The organism is Mucilaginibacter sp. A5337, from assembly GCF_059690695.1.
The window spans coordinates 351,382-377,094 of the sequence record NZ_JCAWEC010000003.1 but is presented as its reverse complement, the minus strand read 5'-3'; the positions used below and the strand labels follow the sequence as shown (position 1 = coordinate 377,094).

Annotated in this window: 23 protein-coding genes; 11 read left to right on the top strand and 12 right to left on the bottom strand. The window is 41.9% G+C overall.

Annotation, left to right across the window (positions count from 1 at the left end):
• Nucleotides 1–3: 3 nt before the first annotated feature.
• Complete coding sequence (locus AC59JO_RS11545; RefSeq protein WP_497305432.1) at nucleotides 4–2,805, top strand: S8 family peptidase; 2,802 nt, start codon at nucleotides 4–6, stop codon at nucleotides 2,803–2,805.
• 114 nt (nucleotides 2,806–2,919) lie between these two features.
• Here the strand turns inward: AC59JO_RS11545 and gyrB are convergent, their stop codons facing one another.
• On the bottom strand, nucleotides 2,920–4,878 hold the full coding sequence (gene gyrB, locus AC59JO_RS11540) for a DNA topoisomerase (ATP-hydrolyzing) subunit B (protein WP_413666345.1): 1,959 nt from the start codon (nucleotides 4,876–4,878) through the stop codon (nucleotides 2,920–2,922).
• A gap of 568 nt (nucleotides 4,879–5,446) precedes the next feature.
• Here gyrB and AC59JO_RS11535 point away from each other — a divergent pair.
• A complete protein-coding gene (locus AC59JO_RS11535) occupies nucleotides 5,447–6,043 on the top strand; it encodes an OmpH/Skp family outer membrane protein (RefSeq protein ID WP_497305429.1) in 597 nt (198 codons plus the stop codon).
• A gap of 196 nt (nucleotides 6,044–6,239) precedes the next feature.
• Nucleotides 6,240–6,719 (top strand): nucleoside deaminase, encoded by a 480-nt coding sequence (locus AC59JO_RS11530; RefSeq protein ID WP_413666343.1) that lies wholly within the window; start codon nucleotides 6,240–6,242, stop codon nucleotides 6,717–6,719.
• 126 nt (nucleotides 6,720–6,845) lie between these two features.
• Here AC59JO_RS11530 and AC59JO_RS11525 read toward each other — a convergent pair whose 3' ends face one another.
• The 3 genes from AC59JO_RS11525 to AC59JO_RS11515 all read right to left on the bottom strand — a co-directional run bounded on the left by AC59JO_RS11525 (nucleotide 6,846) and on the right by AC59JO_RS11515 (nucleotide 8,472).
• Nucleotides 6,846–7,253 carry an RNA-binding S4 domain-containing protein gene (locus AC59JO_RS11525; protein ID WP_413666342.1) on the bottom strand — a complete coding sequence of 136 codons (408 nt, stop codon included), beginning with the start codon at nucleotides 7,251–7,253 and terminating at the stop codon, nucleotides 6,846–6,848.
• A gap of 3 nt (nucleotides 7,254–7,256) precedes the next feature.
• A complete protein-coding gene (locus AC59JO_RS11520) occupies nucleotides 7,257–8,207 on the bottom strand; it encodes an ADP-ribosylglycohydrolase family protein (protein ID WP_497305427.1) in 951 nt (316 codons plus the stop codon).
• Between the two features lie 70 nt (nucleotides 8,208–8,277).
• The gene (locus AC59JO_RS11515) at nucleotides 8,278–8,472 is read right to left on the bottom strand and encodes a hypothetical protein (RefSeq protein WP_413666340.1); all 195 of its coding nucleotides are present in this window, start codon (nucleotides 8,470–8,472) and stop codon (nucleotides 8,278–8,280) included.
• 532 nt (nucleotides 8,473–9,004) lie between these two features.
• Here AC59JO_RS11515 and AC59JO_RS11510 point away from each other — a divergent pair.
• From AC59JO_RS11510 to miaA, 6 genes are all read left to right on the top strand, one after another.
• Nucleotides 9,005–9,820 (top strand): 2,3,4,5-tetrahydropyridine-2,6-dicarboxylate N-succinyltransferase, encoded by an 816-nt coding sequence (locus tag AC59JO_RS11510; RefSeq protein ID WP_413666339.1) that lies wholly within the window; start codon nucleotides 9,005–9,007, stop codon nucleotides 9,818–9,820.
• Nucleotides 9,821–9,960: 140 nt separating this feature from the next.
• The gene (locus tag AC59JO_RS11505; RefSeq protein ID WP_413666338.1) at nucleotides 9,961–11,088 is read left to right on the top strand and encodes a glycosyltransferase family 4 protein; all 1,128 of its coding nucleotides are present in this window, start codon (nucleotides 9,961–9,963) and stop codon (nucleotides 11,086–11,088) included.
• Nucleotides 11,081–11,650, top strand: coding sequence for an L-threonylcarbamoyladenylate synthase (locus AC59JO_RS11500; RefSeq protein ID WP_413666337.1), 570 nt, complete (start codon nucleotides 11,081–11,083; stop codon nucleotides 11,648–11,650). Before AC59JO_RS11505 ends, AC59JO_RS11500 begins: the two co-directional genes overlap by 8 nt.
• Nucleotides 11,651–11,830: 180 nt before the next feature.
• Complete coding sequence (locus AC59JO_RS11495; RefSeq protein WP_413666336.1) at nucleotides 11,831–13,243, top strand: CCA tRNA nucleotidyltransferase; 1,413 nt, start codon at nucleotides 11,831–11,833, stop codon at nucleotides 13,241–13,243.
• A 41-nt stretch (nucleotides 13,244–13,284) separates the two neighbouring features.
• Entirely contained in the window at nucleotides 13,285–13,947 is a 663-nt protein-coding gene (locus AC59JO_RS11490; RefSeq protein ID WP_413666335.1) for an IS1096 element passenger TnpR family protein, read from the top strand.
• Nucleotides 13,948–14,028: 81 nt separating this feature from the next.
• Complete coding sequence (miaA, locus tag AC59JO_RS11485) at nucleotides 14,029–14,946, top strand: tRNA (adenosine(37)-N6)-dimethylallyltransferase MiaA (RefSeq protein WP_413666334.1); 918 nt, start codon at nucleotides 14,029–14,031, stop codon at nucleotides 14,944–14,946.
• A gap of 2 nt (nucleotides 14,947–14,948) precedes the next feature.
• Here miaA and rfbA read toward each other — a convergent pair whose 3' ends face one another.
• Complete coding sequence (rfbA, locus tag AC59JO_RS11480) at nucleotides 14,949–15,812, bottom strand: glucose-1-phosphate thymidylyltransferase RfbA (RefSeq protein WP_413666333.1); 864 nt, start codon at nucleotides 15,810–15,812, stop codon at nucleotides 14,949–14,951.
• 273 nt (nucleotides 15,813–16,085) lie between these two features.
• Here rfbA and cysD point away from each other — a divergent pair, with 273 nt between their 5' ends.
• Together cysD and cysN are read left to right on the top strand one after the other, a co-directional pair.
• Nucleotides 16,086–16,991: a sulfate adenylyltransferase subunit CysD gene (gene cysD, locus AC59JO_RS11475; protein WP_413666332.1), complete on the top strand. Its 906-nt coding sequence runs from the start codon at nucleotides 16,086–16,088 to the stop codon at nucleotides 16,989–16,991.
• Between the two features lie 55 nt (nucleotides 16,992–17,046).
• A complete protein-coding gene (cysN, locus tag AC59JO_RS11470; protein WP_497305423.1) occupies nucleotides 17,047–18,288 on the top strand; it encodes a sulfate adenylyltransferase subunit CysN in 1,242 nt (413 codons plus the stop codon).
• A gap of 78 nt (nucleotides 18,289–18,366) precedes the next feature.
• Here the strand turns inward: cysN and rfbD are convergent, their stop codons facing one another.
• The 7 genes from rfbD to gmd form a co-directional block, all read right to left on the bottom strand.
• Complete coding sequence (rfbD, locus tag AC59JO_RS11465) at nucleotides 18,367–19,257, bottom strand: dTDP-4-dehydrorhamnose reductase (RefSeq protein ID WP_497305421.1); 891 nt, start codon at nucleotides 19,255–19,257, stop codon at nucleotides 18,367–18,369.
• Between the two features lie 7 nt (nucleotides 19,258–19,264).
• A complete protein-coding gene (gene rfbC, locus AC59JO_RS11460; protein WP_497305419.1) occupies nucleotides 19,265–19,819 on the bottom strand; it encodes a dTDP-4-dehydrorhamnose 3,5-epimerase in 555 nt (184 codons plus the stop codon).
• Between the two features lie 373 nt (nucleotides 19,820–20,192).
• Entirely contained in the window at nucleotides 20,193–21,119 is a 927-nt protein-coding gene (locus AC59JO_RS11455; protein WP_497305417.1) for an SMP-30/gluconolactonase/LRE family protein, read from the bottom strand.
• 48 nt (nucleotides 21,120–21,167) lie between these two features.
• A complete protein-coding gene (locus tag AC59JO_RS11450; protein ID WP_413666325.1) occupies nucleotides 21,168–22,151 on the bottom strand; it encodes a UDP-glucuronic acid decarboxylase family protein in 984 nt (327 codons plus the stop codon).
• 37 nt (nucleotides 22,152–22,188) lie between these two features.
• Complete coding sequence (locus tag AC59JO_RS11445; protein WP_497305415.1) at nucleotides 22,189–23,586, bottom strand: UDP-glucose 6-dehydrogenase; 1,398 nt, start codon at nucleotides 23,584–23,586, stop codon at nucleotides 22,189–22,191.
• A gap of 68 nt (nucleotides 23,587–23,654) precedes the next feature.
• The gene (gene fcl / locus AC59JO_RS11440) at nucleotides 23,655–24,590 is read right to left on the bottom strand and encodes a GDP-L-fucose synthase (RefSeq protein WP_497305413.1); all 936 of its coding nucleotides are present in this window, start codon (nucleotides 24,588–24,590) and stop codon (nucleotides 23,655–23,657) included.
• Nucleotides 24,591–24,595: 5 nt separating this feature from the next.
• Complete coding sequence (gmd, locus tag AC59JO_RS11435; RefSeq protein WP_497305411.1) at nucleotides 24,596–25,711, bottom strand: GDP-mannose 4,6-dehydratase; 1,116 nt, start codon at nucleotides 25,709–25,711, stop codon at nucleotides 24,596–24,598.
• Nucleotides 25,712–25,713: the final 2 nt, after the last annotated feature.

Below are 25,713 nucleotides of genomic sequence, written 5' to 3'. Positions count from 1 at the left end.
CCTATGATAAAAAGAATACCTGTTACCGTACTGTTTCTTTTTTTATGTTTCAAAGTGTCATGGTCACAAAAACGCATGAGCGATGAAACTATCAGTTCCATTTATAAGGCTTCTCTTCCAGCTCTCCAAAAGACTTCATTAAAACAATATTATCTCGTTAAATTTAAAGATCCGGCACATATCGACAGCCGCAAATACAACATTTTAAAACGGATTTCCTACAATTACTACATCGTATCATCGGCTTCAGCCATCAAAAACGATGCTAATATCATAAGCAACAACACTGCCTCCTCCCTCTGGAAAGCTTCGGATAACCTTGCAAAAAACTGGAAACAACATCCGGGACGTACGCAATCTATAGAGGTTTCGGTTACTACTATTAATGACATCGTCATTAATCACATCAAAAACTCCGGAATTATTACCGGCCAAACGGGGAACCTCATACATCTCGACATTAAATTAGAAGACCTCCCTGCCTTACTACAACAGGACTATATGTTATTTGCCAATGAGGTGCGCAAGCCTCATCAAGAACTTGCCATTAGTGATATCGACCTCGGTTTAAATACCATGTCGGCCATAAAGGCCGATTTTCCAGGTACAACCGGGCTCGGCATTAATGTATCTGTAAAGGAAGACCGCTATGATAATGATCTCGACCTGTTGGGCCGTAGCTTCACGTCATTCAAAACAGCCGATATCACTTCAGGGCATGCCACCACTATGGCAACACTTATAGGCGGCAACGGAAACTCATACATTAAAGGTTTAGGGACAGCACCCGAAGTAAGCTTCACCTCATCATCATTTGAGCAATTAATGCCTGATAGTACCCCAATTTTCAAATCGTACAATATCTCGGTGCAAAATCACTCGTACGGTACGGGCATTGAAAATTATTACGGAGCAGAAAGCGCGGCTTATGATCAGCAGATCTTTGAAACCGACTCGTTGGTGCACATATTTTCATCGGGTAATATCGGCAACTCCGCACCTGAAAGCGGGGTTTATAATGGTATAAGCGGAGTAGCGAATCTTTCCGGTGATTTTAAGCAGGCTAAAAATGTACTGGTAGTAGGTGGAACTAACAGAACAGGCGATCCCGAGTCCTTAAGCTCGGCCGGGCCAACGTATGATGGCCGCATTAAACCCGAACTGATAGCCGATGGCGAGGATGGCACATCGGGGGCAGCAGCCCTGGTATCGGGCACAGTTGCATTGTTACAACAGGCTTATAAAACACAATACAAACAGCTGCCATCTGCCGCGCTCATAAAAAATGTGCTCATCAACACGGCAGATGAGGTAGCTGCACAGGGGCCGCAGCATAAAACGGGCTATGGCTCCCTGAATGCACTCGAAGCCTTGCGAACTATCAATGAAAAACGTTTTATTGCCGGCTCAGTTACCAATGCCGCACAAACAGATTATGCTATAACAGTCCCCCTAAATTGCAGGGAACTTAAAGTTTCATTAGCATGGAATGACCCTGCAGCACCTGTTAATGCAGCATCGGCACTGGTGAATGACCTCGACCTTACCGTCACCACACCATCCGGGCAGCAAATTTTGCCATGGGTACTCAGCAGCTTCCCTTCTGCCGATTCGTTAGCTGCCCCGGCAAAAAGACAGGTAGATACCCTGAACAATACAGAACAGGTAAGTTTACATAACCCGGCAGCAGGCACCTATATAGTACATATTAAAGGTCGCAGGGTTACTGCCGGTACACAAAAATTTTATGTTGCCCACCAGGAGGTAATAGCAAACCGGTTTGAATGGATCTACCCATCGGCCGGCGACCAGCTTTTTGCCGGCGAGGATAATTATTTGAGATGGCACAGCTCATTCAACACAACATCGGGCACTATAAGTGTCAGTTTTGATCATGGCCTTACCTGGCAACCTGTTAGTAACGTTACCTTAAAAAACCGCTACTATACCTGGGCAACACCCGATGTTTTCACTAAGGCCATACTTAAAATGGTTATTGGCAACCAGACTTTTACAAGCGCCGAGTTCAGCATCTCCAAACCGCTTACCCTTGATGTTGGTTATAATTGCAGCAATGGCACCCTGCTACAATGGAAACCACAGCCGGGCAGTACAGGCTATACCGTTTATACTATTAAAAACAACCTGTTACAAAAGTTTGCCTCAACTGCCGATACCAGTATCATTATATCTGCACAACAACAAACCTCTACCTATTTTGCCGTGAGTGCTACCGGCAATGGCTTTGAAGGTATAAAAAGCTACACAATTGATGCTACCACACAAGGCGTTGGCTGTTATGTAAAAACCTTACTCGCCAATGTGGTTAACAATACCGTTGTGCTTAATCTTGAATTAGGCAGTGTTTATAATCTTAAATCCATCACATTAGAAAAAACAAATTCCTCAGGCCAATACATTACTTTAAACACTATACCACTTACCACAGCTATTAGTTATCAGTATACCGATAATAATCCCCGGCGGGGAAAACAATATTACCGGGCAAAGCTTATCACCACCACTGGCGATATCATTTACTCCAACATTGCCGATGCCACTTATTTACAGCCGAACCAGTTTGTAATTTATCCCAACCCAGTTGCCGGACAAATCAATATCCTGAGCGGCGACATTAATAACTACGAATTTAAATTGTACGGTACCGATGGCAGGTTAAACATGGTTAAAAGCATTAATGAGCTACAAAATACCATCCCGGTAAAGCTCATAGCAGGTGTTTATATTTATACAATCGAACTAAATGGCAAAGTGGTTTATAATGGTAAATTGATAAAGATTTAAACCATTCCTACCGAAATCAGGCGGAGGCAAATCCACAAAAAAAGCCTGCTTCAAAAGAAGCAGGCCTTAAAATATATCAACCCATTCCTCTCCGCCAGCTGGCGGAGGCCGGGGTTATGAATCTATCTTAGCGTATTTAGCGTTGCGTTCAATGAACTCGCGGCGCGGCGCTACTTCATCACCCATCAGCATGCTGAAGGTATGGTCGCACTCGGCGGCGTTTTCAATGGTGGCACGTTTCAGGGTACGGGTTTCGGGGTTCATGGTAGTTTCCCAAAGCTGGATATCGTTCATCTCACCCAAACCTTTGTAACGCTGTACATGTACGCTGTCTTCCTTACCGGCACCTTTAAGACGCTGAATGGCGGCATCGCGCTGTACATCGTTCCAGCAATATTCATACTCTTTACCTTTTTTTACCTGGTAAAGTGGCGGCGAAGCAATGTATACATAACCGGCCTCAACCAGCTCCTTCATATAGCGGAAGAAGAAAGTAAGGATCAGCGTAGTAATGTGCGAACCGTCCACGTCGGCATCCGTCATGATGATGATCTTGTGGTAACGGAGTTTGGTTAAGTTAAGGGCTTTATCATCTTCAGGCGTACCACGGCTAACGCCCAAACCGGTAAACATGTTCTTGATCTCTTCGTTTTCGTAAATTTTGTGCTCCATGGCTTTCTCCACGTTCAGGATCTTACCACGTAATGGTAAAATAGCCTGGTACTCGCGGTTACGGCCCTGTTTGGCGGTACCACCCGCCGAGTCACCTTCCACAAGGAATAACTCGCAAAGGGTTGGATCGCTGTTGGCACAATCCGACAGTTTGCCCGGCAAGCCAGAGCCTGTCATTACACTCTTGCGCTGTACCATTTCGCGTGCTTTACGGGCGGCGGCACGGGCAGTAGCGGCAAGGATCACTTTATTTACAATCAGGCGGGCTTCTTTAGGGTTTTCCTCAAGGAAGTTACCCAGGATTTCGCCAACTGCTATGTCAACCGCACCCATTACTTCGTTGTTACCCAACTTGCTTTTGGTTTGACCTTCAAACTGCGGCTCCTGTACTTTTACCGAGATAATAGCCGTTAAACCTTCGCGGAAGTCATCACCGCTGATCTCAACCTTAACGTTTTTCAGCAAGCCTTCTTTATCAGCATAAGCTTTCAGCGTACGGGTTAAACCACGACGGAACCCCGCAACGTGTGTACCTCCTTCAATGGTGTTAATGTTATTTACGTAAGAAAAAACGTTTTCGCTATAAGTATCATTGTATTGCAGGGCCAGCTCAACCGGAATACCTCCTTTATTACCATCCACATAAATTGGTTCAGGAATGATAGAGGTACGCGTACCGTCTAAAAACTTAACAAATTCGCGTAAACCACCTTCAGAGAAAAACACTTCCGAGCGGAAAGTTCCGTCTTCCTGGGCTTCACGCTCATCAGTCAAACTCAGGCGGATGCCTTTGTTCAAAAATGAAAGTTCGCGTAAACGCGCAGCAAGAGTATCATATTTATACTCGGTAGTTGTAGTAAAAATTTCCGGGTCGGGCTGGAAAGTTTGGATGGTACCTGTTTTCTCAGATACACCTATTTCCTTAACATCAAACATAGGTTTGCCACGCTCATACTCCTGGGTAAAGATCTTACCTTCACGATGTACAAGGGTCCTGACATGGGTTGACAGCGCGTTAACGCAACTTACACCCACACCGTGCAAACCGCCCGATACTTTATAGGTATCCTTGTCAAATTTACCACCGGCGTGCAAAACGGTCATTACAATTTCAAGCGCCGATTTACCTTCTTTTGTATTGATACCCGTAGGGATACCACGGCCGTTATCTGATACGGTTATGGAATTGCCAACATGTATAGTAACTTTTATATCATCGCAATAACCGGCAAGGGCTTCGTCGATAGAGTTATCAACTACTTCATATACAAGGTGGTGCAAACCTTTAACGCCTGTATCGCCAATGTACATCGACGGACGCTTGCGCACCGCCTCTAAACCCTCTAAAACCTGTATGTTATCTGCTGAATAATTGGATTTATCCTGAATTTCTTCGCTCATATTTATTTAATGAAACAATCTTCAAAATTACAAAAAATACCCCGAATTAACGATTTTTTGTGGATAAAAGTACAGTTGTGGAATAGATTTGGAAGCATTAAATTAATGTTGCCTTAATACCATTTCACATAATGGTTTGTTTGAAGCCGAATTTTGAGAATTAAAGAATTTATAGAATTTGTTGCCCTTTAAACTCAGCTAATTCATTAATTATCAAAAATTAAGTCCAGAAATTCCGAAATCAAAAATCCGATATTCTAAATCAATAATGGCGTTGCCTGCGGCCCGGGCTGTACGTTCATACGCCTGCAGGCATTATGCTCATTGGCCGGTATCCACTTCCATCCCTAACGCAAATTTGCATACCATAAAAACTTGAGGTAAAAAAACTTTTGCGGCTTTGCGCCTTAGCGTGCAAAAACATCACTCTCAATAATGGCCGCTATAAACATATATGCACATTTGCACATCCAAAATCTGCACATCCGAAATCTGCATATATGATTAGGATACTTGCAATGAAAGATTATCTTTGTCAAAATTTTATAATATTTTTCAGATTGACAGAATGAAAACCAGTGCTTCAGTTTTAACCAAACTTACTTTAGGATTAGCAATTGCAGGTAGCGTTGCCGCCTGTACTCAAAATAAAACTGCCGATAAACCGGCTGCTGCTGCAACCACAGCAACTCCTGATAAAGAAACCATCGTTTACGTAAACTCTGATTCTTTATTAAACAAGTACGATTACTTTAAGGATATGTCAAAACGCCTTGAAGACAAAGGCAAAGCATCTCAAACCGACCTGCAAAACCGTGGTCAGGCATTTCAGCGCCAGGTTGCCGAATACCAAAAGAACCAGGCTACTATGCCAGCCGATCAGCGCCAGGCTACTGAGCAGCAGTTACAGCGTAAACAACAGGAGCTGCAAGGTTACTCTCAAAATGCAGGTGCTGAATTCCAAAACGAGCAAGCTTCTGAAAATGCTAAGTTGTATGATAAAATTGCCGATTTTGTAAAAACTTATGCTAAAGAAAAAGGCTACAAACTGGTGTTAACTTATTCAAAAGCTAACCCAACTGTATTATATGGCGATCCATCTTTAGATGTTACTGTTGACGTTGCTAAACGTTTGAACGAAGCTTACGCTAAAGAAAAAAAATAATACTTGATTTGAAAATTTGATGATGCGGCAATTTGAAAATTACTTATCATCATCCAATTCCCAAATTGACACATTTTCAAATTAAAAATTCGACAATGAGGTAATTTGAATATTACCAGCCATTTTCAAATATTCAAATTGACACATTTTCAAATTAAAACCTCAACTTCGGTTGAGGTTTTTTAATTTAGGGCATATGGAAAATACGGCACACGAAAAATTTATGCGCATAGCCATTGAACTGGCCGAAGACAATGTAAAGCGCGGAATGGGCGGGCCTTTTGGCGCAGTCATAGTTAAGGATGGCATGATAGTAGCCCGTAGCGCCAACCGTGTTGTACCCACTAACGATCCTACGGCACATGCCGAGGTGTCGGTGATCCGCCTGGCCTGCCAGGAGCTGGAGACCTATAATTTAGCAGGCTGTGAAATTTATACCAGCTGCGAACCCTGCCCCATGTGCCTGGGCGCTATTTACTGGGCCCGGATTGATAAAATTTATTACGCCAACACAAAAGCCGATGCCGCCGCAATAGGCTTCGATGATCATTTTATTTATGACGAGCTGGAAAACCCGATGGATAAACGTAAACTTCCGTTCGTGCAGATCCTGCGGGATGAAGCGTTAACTGCCTTTAAGCTTTGGGAAACAACTGAGCACAGGGAGCATTATTGACCGGGATTGGGGGGATTTGCCGGATTAATAGGATTTCAATGCAATAGCTAAGTATGGATTTTTTGCAGAGCACCTGCAAAGCAAATCCTATAATCCTAAAAATCCGTTTAATCCTGGTTCAGACAGCTACTCTTCTTCCTGCTCCTCAAAAAAATTATCTTTCAGGTCATCAATCTCACGCCTTTCAAGCTTTGTAGGCCTGCCGGTGCCGCGGTCACGTTTCAGTACCGGGGCGTGGAACATTGATTTAAAGGCCTGGGTTTGTTCAACAGGGGTTATATCTTCATAAAAATTAACAGCAGTTTTGGCGTCAACCCGGTTTTCGAGCAGGCCGGTTACCTTCACTACTTTACGCTCAATGCCTTTGGCAACATGGTAAACATCACCAATTTTTACTTCGTACGATGGTTTAATGTTTTTACCATCCAGTTTTATACGGCCAGCCTTACAGGCATCAGAAGCCAGTGTACGTGTTTTAAAAACGCGGATGGCCCACAGATATTTATCTATTCTCAGTTTCTCTTTTTCGGCCATTTATCAGTTCCTTTCATATTTATCGTCCAGGCGTCCGGCCAATTCGTCGATGTCATTTTTACGGGCAATCATAAGCATCCAGTGTTCGGGAATACTTTCAAAGCCATAAAGTAAACCAGCCAATCCACCGGTAACGGCTGCAGTTGTATCAGTATCGAGCCCCAAATTTACAGCTTTTAACACAGCTTCACTATAGTTTGATGTGGTTAACAAACACCAAACCGCCGCTTCAAGTGTATGCAGTACATAGCCAGTACTTTGGATTTCATTTATAGGATGCTTATAGATATCGTCATTCAGCAACCAATTAAACAAAGCTAACTCATCGCGGTTAATAGTAGTTCCTTCTAAAAACAATCTCACTTCAGTATTTACCTCGTGATAAACAGCCATCGCGTCGGCATTAGTGAGCAACTTTCGGGCAAATTCCAGGTAATAAAAACAAGCAATTACAGAACGTACATGTCCGTGGGTTATAGATGATACTTCTTTTGTAAAGATAAACCGCTCATTTAGTGGCTTATCTTTAATATAAAATAACAAAGGCAAAATCCGCATCAATGAACCATTACCGTTTGATGATTCATCAAACCCGCCAGCTAAATCTGGCCTCACTTTTCGTAAAACACGTTCAATTGAGGCACGGGTAGCAATGCCAACATCAAATACCTCTCCGCGTGCAGTCCATTGGTTATCGTACAACCAGTAAACAAAGCTGTCAGCTATTTTTTGCAGGTCGTAACCGTCTGCCAAAACATCGGCAAGACAAAAAGTCAATGAGCTATCGTCTGACCAGGTACCAGGCAACTGATCATGAGTGCCAAAACCTATCATGTCTGTCACTGGTTTTTGCGCGATGCTTTCTCTCGATCTAAATTCTACGGGTACCCCAAGCGCATCACCTATGGCTACACCAAAGAGCACGTCCTTATAAAAATTTCGCTTTGCAGTCATAAACGCTAATTAACGCAACATTTTTAATATGCCGGCAAATCAACAATGGCAAAACTATACTCTTTATAACTTACTTTGGCAGGTCCCGTTTTACAAATTTACGATACAGGTATTCGGCATAACCTACACTGATATAATCGGGAAATTTCCAGTTGGGATAGTAGCGTTTTTTGATACTTTTAAGTGTGCCGAAAAACAAAACGCCTAAAATAAGCAACAATGCCATGCTAAGTAAAATAATGGCAAATAGTACAAGTGGGGTCATACTTTGGGGATGGGGGTTATAGTGATAAATTAAAGGGTAAAAACTTGCTATGTTAATTTCTTATTATTTAAACAATGCGTTTATACGCTATATAATACATCAATGTTTACCGCTCCGATAACTTATTTACCTAAAAATACAATACAAGTAAAAAAATAAGCCTCCCCGACACTCGCTGTCCGGAAGGCCTTGACACCTAATTAGTTTAAACGTTGGTTTTCGTTTATATAAAATTAAGGCTTACTTAACGTTTTTTATATAGCCATTAACTGATTGTCCGGATATTGTATACATGTGTGTAAAACAAAGCACTGCAAATCAAAATAGTATACGGAACGTATCAATTATACCCACTTATTTCCCGATTAAGGCGTCAAATTAAAGATAACCGCAGCATAATTCAATTTGGATTACCATCATTTGTTTCCAAATCTGTATTGAACCTTCCCAACCTTTACACTCCATGATATACAATCTTTTAAAATATATTTCCTTAAAATTCCTTTAATTTGCCAAAAGTTTAATTTCACCAATGCAAGATCTTAAAAAACTAATTGAAGAGGCCTGGGAAGACAGGAACCTGCTTAACTACAATGAATATACCAACGCTATCGAAACCGTTATCGACCGGTTAGATAAAGGCGAAATCCGTGTTGCCGAACCAATTGGCTCACGCTGGCATGTAAATGAGTGGATTAAAAAGGCGGTTGTTTTGTATTTCCCAACCAGGCAGATGGAAGAAATTAAAACCGGTCCTTTTGTTTTTCATGACAAAATGAAACTCAAAACCGATTATAAACAAACCGGCGTTCGCGTGGTACCTCACGGCATTGCCCGTTACGGTGCCCACCTGGCTAAAGGTGTTATCATGATGCCATCATATGTAAACATTGGTGCTTATGTTGATGAAGGCACCATGGTTGATACCTGGGCTACTGTTGGTTCATGCGCGCAGATTGGCAAACACGTACACTTAAGTGGTGGCGTTGGCATTGGCGGTGTATTAGAGCCATTACAGGCCGCTCCGGTTATTATTGAAGATAATTGCTTTTTGGGCTCACGTGCTATTGTTGTTGAAGGCGTACATGTTGAACACGAAGCCGTATTAGGTGCAAACGTGGTATTAACAGCATCAACAAAAATTATTGATGTCACTCACAGTACCCCGGTTGAATATAAAGGCCGTGTACCTGCACGTTCAGTGGTAATTCCGGGTTCATATACCAAAAAGTTTGCCGCCGGCGAATACCAGGTGCCTTGCGCCCTGATCATCGGTACTCGTAAGGAATCAACCGATAAAAAAACGTCATTGAATGACGCCCTGCGTGAAAATAACGTAGCGGTATAATTTAGATATGAGATATCAGATGTGAGATATGAGATTTGCATGGTGAACATACCAGCAATTTCCTTATTCACATCTGATATTTTTCCTCTGAGAATGCAGCATTTCTCACGTCTCATATCTAACATCTCATATCTAAAAGCATGAAGATAGGATACGATGCTAAACGGGCTTTTTACAATAACACCGGCTTAGGCAATTACAGCCGCTGGTTAATTAAAGGCATAGCTTCGCTCAACCCGTCCAATACTTTATACTTATATACGCCAAAGGCAAAAGCCAATCCCCGGCTTAATTTTATTGGTGGTTATCCCAACATCCAAACCGTTACGCCAAAAAGCAAATGGTTTACCTCCTGGTGGCGCAGCAAGGGAATTATTAAAGATCTTAAACGCGATGGTGTTGAATTGTACCATGGGTTAAGTCACGAGCTTCCTTCGGGTATCGGGCAAACAAACATCAGGTCGGTTGTTACCATGCATGATCTCATCTTCATGCGTTATCCCAAACAATTCGGTGCTGTTGATTATCGCATTTACCTCGCCAAGGTTAAACATGCCTGCAAGGTTGCCAACGAGATCATCGCCATAAGTCAAAAAACAAAAGACGACGTAGTTGAACTGCTCGGCATCGATCCTAAAAAAATTGAAGTGATTTACCAGGGATGTGACCCTTCGTTTGCGATTGAACAAACTGCTGAACAAAAGTCGGCAGTAAAAGAAAAATACCATTTACCCAGCCGCTATATATTGAGCGTTGGAACAATTGAAGAACGTAAAAACCAGCTGTTAACAGTTAAGGCTTTAAAAAATGTAATCGATGATATACCTTTGGTTGTAGTTGGTAAAGAAACCCAATACATTGAACAGGTTAAAGCATATTTAACAGCCAATAATTTAACCCACCGGGTAATATTTTTAAAAGACGTTACTTTTGCAGAGTTACCTGCTGTTTATCAGCTGGCATCAGTATTTGTTTACCCTTCCAGGTATGAGGGCTTTGGAATTCCGATTTTAGAAGCACTAAACTCTGGTGTACCGGTAATAGCGGCAACATGCTCCTGCCTTGAAGAAGCCGGCGGGCCCGATAGCCTTTATATTAACCCGGATGATGATGCCGGATTAGCCGAAAAACTAAACCAGGTACTTAGTGATGATGGCTTAAGGCAAAACATGATAACTAAAGGCCACACTTACGCTGCCAATTTTACAGATGATAAACTAAGCCTGCAATTAATGCAGCTATACCAAAATATTTTGAACCATGCTTAAAGAAGAAGTAGCCAAAGCTTTAAAAGTTGTGCAAGAAGGCGGTATTATTCTTTACCCCACCGATACCATTTGGGGTATAGGCTGTGATGCAACCAATACCGAAGCTATACAAAAAATTTACCGACTTAAACAGCGAGATGAGGCCAAAAGCATGATCATTTTGCTGGATACCGACAACAAACTGGAAAGCTACATCAGCGAAGTAAACCCGCTGGCCTTTGAATTGATTGAGTATGCCGAAAACCCTTTAACATTAGTAATGCCCGGCGCCAAAAATATTTCGCCGGCTTTAATTGCCGCAGATGGTAGCATCGGGATCAGGGTTGTAAAAGATACTCCTTTTTGCCAGCAGCTAATTCAGCGTTTACGCAAACCATTGGTGTCAACATCGGCCAATATCAGCGGCAAACCTTCGCCGCAGTATTTTTCACAGATAGACCAGGAAATCATTGATGGTGTTGATTATGTTGTTGATTTGGAACAGCATAGCAAAGAAATCAAAACACCATCAACCATCATGAGGCTGGCCCCGGATGGCAGGTTTGAGTTTTTGCGAAGATAGAGATCAGAGGTTGGAAATCAGAGATTAGGATTAACCGGCCAACATGTAAAAGGCACTACTGAACCGCTGTCGGAAGTTTCCAACTTCTGGCCATTATGCCTGTAGTTTGTAACTACAGGCTGCATAGTTTCTAATTAATCTTACCTTTGTACCCTTATTAGCGTTTTTAAGCATCCAACTATGCAGCAACACCTCAGGCATCCCGTATTTTCTGTAATATCCCGTTTGGCGGGCGAACAAAATGTACAGGCTTATGCCATAGGTGGTTTTGTGCGCGATATTTTCCTCAACCGCCTCTCGAAGGATATCGATATCGTAATTATTGGCAATGGAATAGCTTTTGCCGAAGCTGTTGCCAACACGCTTAAAGTTAAACTGGCGGTTTATAAAAACTTTGGTACAGCTTCGCTCAAATACCGCGATCTGGAGGTTGAGTTTGTTGGCGCCCGTAAGGAATCATATCGCCGCGACTCGCGCAAGCCTATTGTGGAGAACGGCACTTTGGAAGATGATCAGAAACGCCGCGACTTTACCATCAACGCGCTGGCCATTTCGCTGCACCCGGATACTTTTGGGGAGCTGCTTGATCCTTTTAACGGCATTGCCGACCTTGAAAACAAGCTAATACGCACGCCGCTTAATCCCAACGAAACCTTTTCTGACGATCCGTTGCGTATGATGCGGGCCATCAGGTTTGCTACACAGCTCAACTTCCGTATAGATGACATTGCCGTTGAAGCCATTAAAACTACTTCCGACAGGATCAGTATTATATCGCAGGAACGTATTACCGATGAGCTGAACAAGATCATCCTGGCGCCGACGCCGTCCATAGGCTTTAATTACCTGTTTGATACCGGACTGCTGCATAAAATTTTCCCGCAGATGGTTGCCCTTTACGGGGTTGATTATGTGGATGGCAAAGGCCATAAGGATAACTTTTACCATACCCTGCAGGTACTCGATAACATCTGCGAAACCACCGACGACCTTTGGTTGCGCTGGGCTGCCATATTGCATGACATTGCCAAGCCAGCCACCAAACGTTTTGAACCCGGCCACGGTTGGACCTTTCATGGCCATGAAGACCGGGGCGCACGCATGGTGCCCAAGATCTTTGCCCAGCTTAAGCTGCCGCTAAATGAAAAAATGAAACAGGTGCAAAAACTGGTTCAATTGCATTTAAGGCCCATAGTGCTTTCGCAATCAATAGTTACCGATTCGGCAGTGCGGCGTTTGCTTTTTGAGGCAGGAGATGACATCGAGGCATTGATGTTGTTGTGTAAAGCAGACATCACTACTAAAAATGAATATAAGGTTAAAAAATATCGTAACAATTTTGAGCTTGTTCAACAAAAATTAAAAGATGTTGAAGAGCGCGATAGCATCCGCAACTGGCAACCGCCGGTTACCGGTAACGATATCATGACCATGTTTGGTATAAAAGAAGGCCGCGAGGTTGGAATAATCAAAAATCAGATCCGCGAGGCCATACTGGAAGGCGAAATCCCAAACAATCGCGAAGCTGCGTTAAGCTTTACTATAAGCAAAGGCCTGGAAATTGGCTTAAAAGTTGTGACTAATCCAAATTAAATTAAAACATTATTATTTTTGTCCAAAATCTACGATAAGCAATGGCAGTATACAGGTTCAGGGTTACTTTTGAAGACTACGATGACGTTACGAGAGAAATTGATGTAAAATCAAATCAAACTTTCGAAGATCTTCACCGCGCAATTCATCAGTCAACCGGTTATAATCCGGAATTTTCTTCATCATTTTATATCAGCAATGATCAGTGGACTAAAGGTGAAGAAATAACTTACCTGCCTAACCAGAGGCGTATTGACCGTGGCGTTTCATTAATGAATAAAGTAAAACTGTTAAGCTTTATTGATGATCCGCACCAAAAATTTTACTACACGTTCAATTTCGACCGCCCGTTTGATTTTCATGTTGAACTGATGAAGATCATTTTAGATGAAACACCGGGCACTACTTACCCCGCCGTTGTGAAATCAGTTGGCGAAGCGCCTAAACAATTCGGCAATGCATTTAACCCAACAGTTTTACCACCAACTACAGAGGATTTCGACTTCCTGAACGAAATGGCCTTTAACCCGGAAGACGCCGAAGATTTTTCGGAAGTTACGGATGCTGATGACATCCCGGAAGAAAAACACAGCGGCGGACATGAAGAAGAAGAGGAAGAAGATGAATTCGGCAATGAATTTAGCGACGACGAGGGCTTTGACGATGATGAAAGGCCCGGCAGAGGAAACAGTGACGATTATTAAACTTAGCACATGGTTCATAGTTGATGGTTCATGGCTTTTACTCAAGCCACATTTTAACCTATGAACTATGAACCATCAACTATGAACCCTCTTCCCCCCACACTTATCGTAATTGCCGGCCCCACAGCGGTAGGAAAAACAGCAGCAGCAATTAAGCTGGCACAGCACTTCAATACGGTAGTAGTTTCGGCCGATTCAAGACAGTTTTTCAGGGAGATGAGTATCGGTACTGCCAAACCTGATGAGAGCGAGTTAGTATTAGCCAAACACTATTTCATTAATTCGCATTCCATATCCGAAAGTTTTTCTGTTGGCGATTTTGAAAAGCAGGGCCTTAGCCTGTTAGATGAACTCTTTAAAGTACATGATAAGGTGATCCTGACCGGCGGATCGGGCTTATACATTAAAGCTATTTGTGAAGGCTTTGATGATTTACCCGTTGCCGATATTTCAATACGTGAAAAAATAAACCAGCAACTGGAAGAAGAAGGGATTATACCCTTGCAGAAAAAGTTAAAACAGGTAGACCCGGATTACTATACCCAGGTTGATCTTAATAACCCACAGCGCATCATCAGGGCGTTAGAAGTTTTTGAAACATCGGGTAAACCGTTTTCATCCTATCGCAACGCCACTGTAAATAAGCGACCGTTTAATATTATAAAACTGGCCCTTGATATGCCCCGCGAAAAATTATATGAACGTATCAACCTGCGCGTGGATCTGATGGCTAAACAAGGCCTGGTTGAAGAAGTAAAAGGCCTCCTGACCCATCGCCAGTTGAATGCTTTAAATACGGTTGGCTATTCAGAACTGTTCGATTACTTTGATGGCAAGATCAGCCTTGAGGAAGCGCTGTTGCTTATAAAGCAGAATACCAGGCGCTTTGCCAAAAGGCAGCTTACCTGGTTCAGAAAAGATAAAGATTTTATTTGGTTTGATGCCGATGCTCCCGATGTTATCGATCAGATGATCAAAACAATTGAAACACCGGCATAAATTTATTGTGGCAATAAGCTTTGCAGGTATTTGCCGTAACCGCTTTTAGTGTATTTATTAACCAATAACTGCAGCTGATCGTCGTTAATAAATCCGCGGCGATAAGCAACTTCCTCAATACAACCAATTTTTGTCGACTGTCGTTTTTCTATTACGCGCACATATTCGGTTGCATCACTCAACGAATCAAAGGTACCGGTATCTAACCAGGCTGTTCCTTTATCCATTACGCCAACGTGCAAATTGCCCTGCTCAAGATAAAATTTATTAACATCGGTAATTTCATATTCACCACGGGGCGATGGTTCAAGATCTTTGGCTATCTGAATTACCGAATTATCATAGAAATAAAGGCCCGGTACCGCAAATTTAGATTTCGGTTGCATAGGCTTTTCTTCAATTGACAATGCCCTAAACTCTGCGTCAAATTCAACCACGCCATAACGCTCAGGATCAGCCACATGGTAGGCAAAAATGGCAGCGCCATCAACGTCATTGAAGCTGCGGATCAATTCGTTAAACCCTGTTCCATAAAATATGTTATCGCCTAATATTAACGCTACTTTATCATTGCCAATAAATTGTTCGCCGATAACAAAAGCCTGGGCAAGTCCATTGGGTTTTTCTTGTATAGCATATTCAAATTTACAGCCCAATTCAGTACCATCTCCTAAAAGACGTTTAAAGCCCGGATTATCTTCGGCGGTAGTAATGATCAATATTTCCCTGATATCAGCCTGCATTAAAACAGACAGCGGATAGTAGATCATCGGTTTATCATAAATAGGCATCAACTGCTTGCTTATAGCCCTGGTTATAGGGTATAAACGTGTACCTGAACCGCCTGCTAAAATAATTCCTTTCATAGATATATATGTTTTGGTATGCCTGTAAACGTATTATGTTATAATTATTGTTTAAACCTGTTAATTACTTTCAGCTAAAATAAATATTTTTTTCAGCTTTATGGTTTACGTAAAATATTACAGGTTTGTTTAAATTATGCCTAATTGCTATAACAAACTTCATGTGTTAAATTCCAAATAGATAGCACTAAAATTGGCATAATTGCGTATAATTGCAGTTTAAATGCAAAACTCTACTATTTAGGTGGGGTTAGCAGGGTTTTTATTGTTAAAATGCATAAATATTATCTTACTCATCTGCAGGAATTAGAATCAGAAGCCATTTACGTTATCAGGGAAGTGGTTGCACAATTTGATCGTCCTGCCATCCTGTTTTCGGGCGGGAAAGACTCTATTGTTGTGACACACCTGGCAAAAAAGGCGTTCTGGCCGGCTAAAATCCCTATGCCGCTAATCCATATTGATACAGGGCACAACTTTCCCGAAACTATGGAGTTCAGGGATAAGCTGGTTGAAAACCTTGGTGTGCAGCTTATTGTTGGCTCCGTTCAGGAATCAATCAACAAAGGCCGTGCGGTTGAGGAAAGCGGTATTAATGCCAGCCGTAACGAGCTGCAGATAGTAACCCTGCTTGATACCATTGAAAGCCATAAAATAGATGCTGCTATAGGTGGCGCACGCCGAGATGAGGAAAAGGCACGTGCTAAAGAGCGTTTCTTTAGCCACCGCGATGAATTTGGGCAGTGGGACCCCAAAAACCAGCGCCCCGAGCTCTGGAATATCTTTAACGGCCGTAAACGTATGGGCGAACACTTCCGTGTGTTCCCGATTAGCAACTGGACCGAAATGGATATCTGGAACTACATTCTGCAGGAAAACATAGCCATACCTTCATTATACTTTGCACACCAGCGTAATGCCGTTTACCGCGATAATACCTGGCTGCCTGCATCAGAGTTTCTGCAGCTTCGCGAAGGCGAAACTATCGAAAACAAACTCATGCGCTTCCGTACCCTCGGCGACATTACCATCACCGGCGGTATTGAATCAGATGCTGATACGTTGGAGAAGATAGTTGCCGAAGTATCGGCCACCCGCAGTACCGAACGTGGTAACCGCAGTGATGATAAACGCTCGGATACATCGATGGAAGACAGGAAAAAACAGGGCTATTTTTAAATTTTGATTCATAAGTCTTCGAGCATCAGGCCCGAAGCAAAATTATACCACCACAATGGAATTATTACGTTTTACTACAGCAGGTAGTGTTGACGACGGGAAAAGCACCCTCATAGGGCGCTTACTCTACGATTCAAAATCCATCTTTGAAGACCAGATGGAGGCTGTAAAGCAATCAAGCGAACGCAAAGGGCTTCAGCATGTTGATCTTTCATTACTAACCGATGGTTTACGTTCAGAGCGCGAGCAGGGTATTACCATTGATGTAGCTTACCGTTACTTTGCAACCCCAAAACGCAAATTTATTATTGCTGATACCCCCGGGCATATCCAGTATACCCGTAATATGGTTACCGGCGCTTCAACTGCCAACTTGGCGCTGGTGCTTATTGATGCCCGTAAAGGTGTGGTTGAACAAACCTGTCGCCACTCATTTATTGCATCGCTGTTAAAAATACCTCACATTATTGTTTGTGTAAACAAAATGGATTTGGTTGATTACAGCGAAGAAGCTTTTAACAAAGTTGTTGAGCAATACGAAGCCTTTGCGGCAAAAATTGATGTTAAAGATATCCGTTTTGTACCTATCAGTGCTTTAGCCGGCGATAACGTTGTAAACGACTCAGAAAACATGCCATGGTATAAAGGCGAAAGCCTGCTGCATACGCTTGAGACTATCCACATAGCAAGCGATGAAAATCATGCTGATGCACGCTTCCCGGTTCAAACAGTGATTCGTCCGCATGCCGATGAGTATCATGACTATAGAGGATATGCCGGCCGAATAGCCGGTGGTATTTTCAGACCAGGCGACAGGATTACCGTACTGCCATCAGGCTTAACGTCGACTATCAAATCTATCGATACCTACTCAGGCCCGGTTGAGGAAGCTTTTGCACCAATGTCAGTTTCTATTACTTTGGAGGATGATATTGATGTAAGCCGTGGTGATATGCTTGTAAAAGATGACAGTGAACCACAAGTGAGCCAGGACCTTGATGCAATGATTTGCTGGATGGCCACACGCAGTCCGCGTCCGGGTGCCAAATATCACCTTAAAACCACCACCCGCGAGGTAATGTCTATCATTAAAGAAGTTTATTATAAACTGGATATCAATACACTTGAGAAACAGGAAGAAAATACTGATATCAAGATGAATGAAATGGTGAAGATCCGTTTACGTACTACCCAACCTGTAGTTTTCGATGAATATCGCAAAAACCGCATTACCGGCTCATTGATCCTGGTTGATGAATCAACCAATGAAACCGTAGCGGCCGGAACGTTCCTTTAAGCTACCAGCAAAAAATATAAAAATAAAATGCCCGGCTTTTTAGGAGCCGGGCATTTTATTTTTATAAATCTTGATTCCTTATTGCACAAAGGCTAATCTCTCAATACAAACCTTCAAACTATCCCTCCAGTAAGGTATTTCAATCCCGAATGTAGTTTTGATCTTAGCCTTGTCCATTACTGAATATGCAGGCCGTTGCGCTCTCGTCGGAAACTCAGACGTACGTATCGGGAATACTTTAACATCGGTACCTGAAATATCGAAAATACCCTTGGCAAAATCATACCATGATGTTACACCTTCATTGCTGTAATGGTAAATGCCATATGCGTTTTTCCCGGATGCGATGATATCAAGAATTGCACCCGCCAGGTCGATAGCATAGGTTGGAGTGCCTACCTGATCTGCGATGATCTTAAGCTCGTCACGTTCGGCACCAAGCTTCAACATTGTTTTTACAAAGTTGTTACCATATTCTGAGTATAACCAGCTTGTACGGATGGTATAATACTCATCAATAATTTCAGCAATGGCCTGTTCGCCCTCCAGTTTGGTAAGGCCATATATACTGATGGGTTCGGCAGGGTCTTCTTCTGTACGTGGCGATGCTGCATCCCCCTTAAAAATAAAATCGGTTGAAATTTGTACGAGCGTGGTACCGTAGGTTTTGCATTGTTTGGCAAGATTAACGGCACCGGTTTTGTTAATGGCCCGGGCCAGATCAACGTCATCTTCTGCTTTATCAACAGCGGTATAAGCGGCACAATTAATAGCAAAGGTGGGCTTATATTTTTCAAAAACTATGTCCATCAAATCCTCACGCAGGATGTTTGCTTCATCTTCCGGCAAAAAATGGACATAATCTATTCCTTTTTGTTCGGCCACTTTTTTTAAACAGTTGCCTAATTGTCCTGATGCTCCAAATACGATAACATTTTGCATTTTTTGTGGTGTTATTTTTAAAAACATTGTACAATTAAAACCCAAAGTCGGGGGCATCCTTTAAAAAGGGTAATTCAAGGTCCTTATCCGATACCAGCACATCAGTAACGCTCATGTTCCAATCAATATTCAGATCAGGATCGGCATAATGTAGCCCGCCTTCGGATTCTTTATTATAATAATTATCGCATTTATATTGGAACACAGCTTCATCGCTCAATACAATAAAACCATGGGCAAAACCGCGGGGAATGAAAAACTGATCGTTATTTTCTTCAGATAATACAACGCTATAATGCTGGCCATAAGTTGCCGAACCTTTCCTCAGATCTACCGCAACATCCAAAACCGCACCTTTGGTTACCCTGACAAGTTTGGCCTGCGCATGCGCACCTTTTTGCAGATGCAAGCCACGGAGCACACCTTTGGTTGAATAAGATTGATTATCCTGTATAAAGTCGATATCAAAACCGGTAGCGTCTGCAAATTTTTGCCGGTTAAATGCCTCAAAAAAATAACCGCGATCATCATTGAAAATGCGCGGCTTGATTAGTAAACATCCCTCAATTGGGGTTTGTATTATTGTCATTTATAATATCGTTATTAGTTTCACAAGGCTTATTGATGATTATCCCAACAACGAAGATAAGGGAAATAAAAATTTGGTTTCAGGTATTTTCCAATAAATGCTACGGTCAATAACAAACATCTAAAATCTATTATAAGCCAATGTTTAAAAGATTTAACGAGCAGCTACGTGTGAAAGTTTCACATTATTAAATTTAACTATTGCTAATAATACTATATTCAACAATATCTAAATCAACAGAAGCTGCATCAGCTTCGCCGGTCAATAACAGGACGGCTGCATTTTGAAGATTATGTTATTCTTTCTAAATATGCGCTCGCAAATATTTGCAGCTGTTATTTCAACAAACAATGTAAATTACAATATTTACTGTTTAGGCTACAGTGTTATTAAATGGCAGGACATTACGTTTAAAGTAGTTGGCTTTTACACCTTTAGTTTCAACTTTTACGGCAAAAATACTTCCACTTAAAGGATATTGGTCTAATTCATCGTCTGTCATCTCGACTGATGCTGTAGTTATAAAAAGCGTGTCCAAACTTTCGGTTCCAAATGCACATGAGGTGACCTTAGGAGCCGGAACATTTATTTTCTGAAGCAAACTGCCGGTTGCAGGATCAAACCGGGCAACACCAAAACCATCCCACAAAGCAACCCAAAGCATGCCTTCATTGTCGATAGTCATACCATCAGGATAGCCCATTGATTCCGGAATCTTAACAATAACTTTTCTTTGAGATAAATTGCCGTTGGCCGCATCAAAATTGTATTGCACTATCTCACCGGTGGGTGTATCTATATAATACATATAATTACCATCCAGGCTCCATGCGATGCCATTTGAGATGGAAACTCCTGTTACTTTTTCCTCTAAACTAAAATCATCTTTGATGCAATATAATGAGCTAACCTTCTCCACTCCATCCATCGATAATGTTCCAACCCAAAAGTTACCGGCCGGATCACATTTTCCATCATTAAACCGCTTATTGTGAATCAAATGAATATCAGTATTCAATTGGTAATGTATTGAACCGTTGTCGAGATCAAGGGCAGCTATACCGTCTTCCAATGCAACCAATACAAGTTTGGTATTTACAGGAACCACAGTACCGATCCTTTTAGGCGTAGGATAAGCCCTGTTAACAGCTTTAAGAGGGTCAAAAACATTGAAAGTTTTCCCTTCAATATCTACCCAGTAAAGACACTGTTTTTCAATATTCCAAATTGCGCCTTCGCCCAATTTTGCCTTAGCCTCATAAACCAGCCCGGCCGTTATTGTGGTATAGTCAGTACTCATTGTTTTTTATAATTATGGCTACCAATATTTTGTAGGGTAGCTATAATCTTATTTATTATAGTATGCGAAATCTTTATGGTTTATTTCCTGTTCGGGCAGAGATTTGAAATACTCGTAGGTAATTTTCAAACCTTCACTCCTTGATACTTTTGGCTCCCAACCTAATATAGCTTTGGCCTTAGTAATATCCGGACGACGCTGCTTAGGATCATCTGTTGGCAATGGCAAGCTAATCATTTGCTGATCGGTACCTGTAAGCTTTATGATCTCTTCTCCAAATTGACGGATTGTGATCTCGTCGGGATTACCAATGTTAACCGGCTGTACATAATCGCTATGCAGCAAGCGGTAAATACCTTCAATCAAATCATCTACATAGCAAAACGAACGGGTTTGAGATCCATCACCAAACATAGTTAATGATTCGCCCCTCAATGCCTGGCCAATAAATGCTGGCAATACGCGGCCATCATTAAGGCGCATACGAGGGCCGTAAGTATTGAAAATCCGCACTATACGTGTTTCCACACCATGGAAGGTATGATAAGCCATTGTAATAGCTTCCTGAAAGCGTTTTGCTTCATCATAAACACCTCTCGGGCCTACCGGGTTTACATTACCCCAATATTCTTCCGGTTGAGGGTTAATGTTAGGATCGCCATAAACTTCAGAGGTGGAGGCGATTAACATCCTTGCTTTTTTAGCGCGGGCCAAACCAAGCAGGTTATGGGTACCAAGTGAACCAACCTTCAGGGTTTGGATTGGAATCTTCAGGTAATCTATCGGACTGGCCGGTGACGCAAAGTGCAGGATATAGTGCAATTCGCCAGGCACGTACACAAATTTTGAAACATCATGATTATAGAATTCAAAATTTTCAAGCTTAAACAAATGCTCAATATTGCGCAAATCGCCTGTTATGAGGTTATCCATACCTATAACATGATAGCCTTCCTTTATAAACCTATCACAAAGATGCGATCCTAAAAAACCGGCTGCACCAGTTATTAATACTCTTTTACGTACTGCCATTATTTTTTAACGTTGAAAAAATTAATACGGTAGTTTCTTATTTTTTACCGATAGCCTGTACTATAAATCCTATGTCCGTCAGCTTATTTGTATCAAGTAAGTTTCTTCCATCAAAGATTTTAGCAGGCTTTAACATGCTATCATAAATTTTTTGCCAGTCATAATCTTTGAACTCGTCCCATTCTGTTAAAACAGCAATAGCATGAGCGCCCCTACAGGCTTCGTACGGATCGGTTACAACTTTAACCCCATTTCTATTTTCTTCCTGTGTTCGCGAAGCCAGATAATCAAGGTCGGCATAAACCTGGTCTTCTAAAACCTTAGGATCATAAACTGAAATATAGGCCTGTTCGTTAAGCAGGTGATCCGCAACATAGATAGCCGCCGATTCCCTTGTATCATTTGTATCCTTTTTAAAAGCCCAGCCCAGGAAGCTAATTTTTTTACCGTTAACTGTATTGTAAAGTTCCCGGATCATTTGGTTAGCGAATCTCTTTTTCTGATGGTCATTCATAATAATAACTTGTTCCCAGTAATCGGCCACCTCCTGTAATCCATAGCTTCTGGCTATATATACCAGGTTCAAAATGTCTTTTTGAAAACAAGAGCCTCCAAAACCCACCGAAGCTTTTAAAAATTTAGGCCCTATGCGGCTGTCTGTACCGATAGCCTTAGCTACTTCACTAATATCAGCTTCTGTTTTTTCGCAGAGCTCTGATAATGAATTTATTGATGACACGCGTTGCGCCAAAAATGCATTAGCTGTTAATTTTGACAGTTCCGACGACCAAACATTGGTGGTTAAAATCCGTTCTCTGGATATCCAATTAGCATAAACATCTACCAGTGCTTGTATCGCAATTTGTCCTTCAGGTGTGTTATCACCTCCGATTAAAACACGATCAGGTGCATCAAGATCCTCTACGGCAGTACCTTCTGCAAGGAACTCAGGGTTTGATAGTATCTGAAACTGAGATCCATTACCTGTATGGGTAAGAATATCTTTTATTGCACTTGCCGTACGTACCGGCAATGTTGATTTTTCAACTATTATCTTATTATCCTTTGCTACCCGGGCTATCTGTCTTGCGCAAAGTTCAATCCACTTTAAATCGGCTGCCTGTCCTTTACCTGCACCATAGGTTTTTGTAGGTGTATTTACAGATATAAAGATCATTTGCGCGTCTGCAATGGCAGACTCTACCTCGGTAGAAAAGAAAAGGTTACGACCGCGGGCCTCTGCAACCACATCACTTAAACCCGGCTCATATACCGGAATTTTATTCACATCTTCATCATTCCAGGCAGCAATTCGCTGCTCGTTAAGGTCAACTACAGTTACTTTAATGTGAGGACATTTTTTTGCAATCATAGCCATAGTTGGACCGCCAACGTAACCAGCTCCAATACAGCAAATCTTAGTAATCTGGGGCATATTTTTAAGGTATTTTATAGGTAATATTTTAATTTATTAATAAACAAACATGAAAAATCTAAAGCCATTTATATGGCAGCATACTTATTGATAAAATCTTTATAAGCTAAGGCAATCCCCTCTTCAAGTTCTATTGTATGTTTCCATCCCCTACTGTGCAGTTTCGAAACATCCATTAATTTTCTCGGGGTACCATCCGGCTTTGTGGTATCGAAATTAATCTCACCATTGTAGTTAACAATTTTCTTTATCAGCAATGCCAGGTCTTTAATGCTAATATCCTCCCCGGTGCCAACATTCACCAATCCTTCCTCATCATAATTCTGCATTAAATAATAGCATGCTTCCGCAAGGTCATCCGCAAACAAAAACTCTCTTTTGGGAGATCCCGTCCCCCAGATAGTAACACCCGGCAAGCCTTGTTGTTTGGCTTCATGAAAACGCCTTATCAGGGCCGGCAGTACATGAGAGTTTTGCGGATGATAATTGTCGTTATAACCGTACAAATTAGTGGGCATTACCGATATATAGTTGCAACCATATTGCGCGCGATAAGCGTCGCACATCTTAATCCCTGCTATTTTTGCAATAGCATACGGCTCATTGGTTGACTCGAGTTGTCCGGTGAGCAAATAATCTTCTTTTAATGGCTGCGGTGCCATTTTAGGATATATACAACTTGACCCTAAAAACATCAATTTTTCAACCCCATTAAGGTATGATTGATGAATTACATTATTCTGGATTTGCAGGTTATCGTACAAAAACTCTGCACGGTACGTGTTGTTTGCAACTATACCACCTACTTTTGCAGCCGCTAAAAAAACATAATCAGGCTTTTCTTGTGCAAAAAAGCCAGCAACTTCTTGCTGGCTCCTTAAGTCAAGTACGTCAGAGGTACGGGTTACTATATTGTTGAAACCTTCTTGTTCAAGCTTACGATATATAGCCGAACCAACCATTCCACGATGGCCCGCAATATATATTTTGGCATTTTTTTCCATCCGGATTATTCGTATTGATTTTTGATAGCGTAACCAGATGCTTTTAATAATTTCTCTTTGCGAAAATGGTCAACATCGGCATTCATCATATCTTCCACCAGCATCTTCAAATCATACTTAGGTGTCCACCCCAACAAAGTCTTTGACTTGGTAGGGTCGCCTATTAAAAGATCTACTTCGGTTGGACGGAAATATTTGGGGTCAATTGCAACCACCTCCTTACCGATCTCGATCTGAAACTCGGCCGATTCACAGGCTGCTACATAACCTTTTTCGTCAACTCTTTCACCCTTAAACTCTATCCTGATGCCTACTTCGGCGAAAGCCATCCGCACAAACTCCCGAACACGGGTAGTAATACCTGTAGCAATAACATAATCTGTAGGTTTTTCTTGCTGTAATATCAGGTACATAGCCTCAACGTAATCTTTTGCATGCCCCCAATCGCGTTGGGCGTCAAGATTGCCCAGGTATAATTTGTCCTGAAGCCCCATAGCTATTTTAGCTGTAGCGCGTGTAATTTTACGGGTAACAAATGTTTCTCCCCTTAGCGGGCTTTCGTGATTAAATAAAATGCCGTTACAGGCATAAATTCCATAAGCTTCGCGGTAATTTACGGTAATCCAGTAGGCGTACATTTTTGCTACTGCGTATGGCGACCGGGGATAAAATGGCGTTGTTTCTGATTGAGGAACAGCCTGTACTAAACCGTACAATTCTGAAGTAGAGGCCTGGTATATCTTGGTCTTTTTTTCCAGGCCCAATATTCTGATAGCCTCCAATAACCGTAAGGTACCTATCCCGTCGGCATTTGCAGTGTATTCAGGTGTATCGAAACTTACCTTTACATGCGACATTGCACCTAAATTATAAATTTCATCGGGTTGAACCTGTTGAATTATCCGGATCAAATTGGTTGAATCACTCAGATCGCCATAATGTAAAGTTAACCGAACGTCGGTATCATGGGGATCCTGGTATAAATGGTCTATTCTGTCAGTATTAAATAAGGAGCTTCTTCTTTTAATTCCGTGTACCTCGTAGCCTTTTGATAATAAAAATTCGGTGAGGTAAGCACCATCCTGACCTGTTATACCTGTTATTAAGGCTATCTTTTTCATAG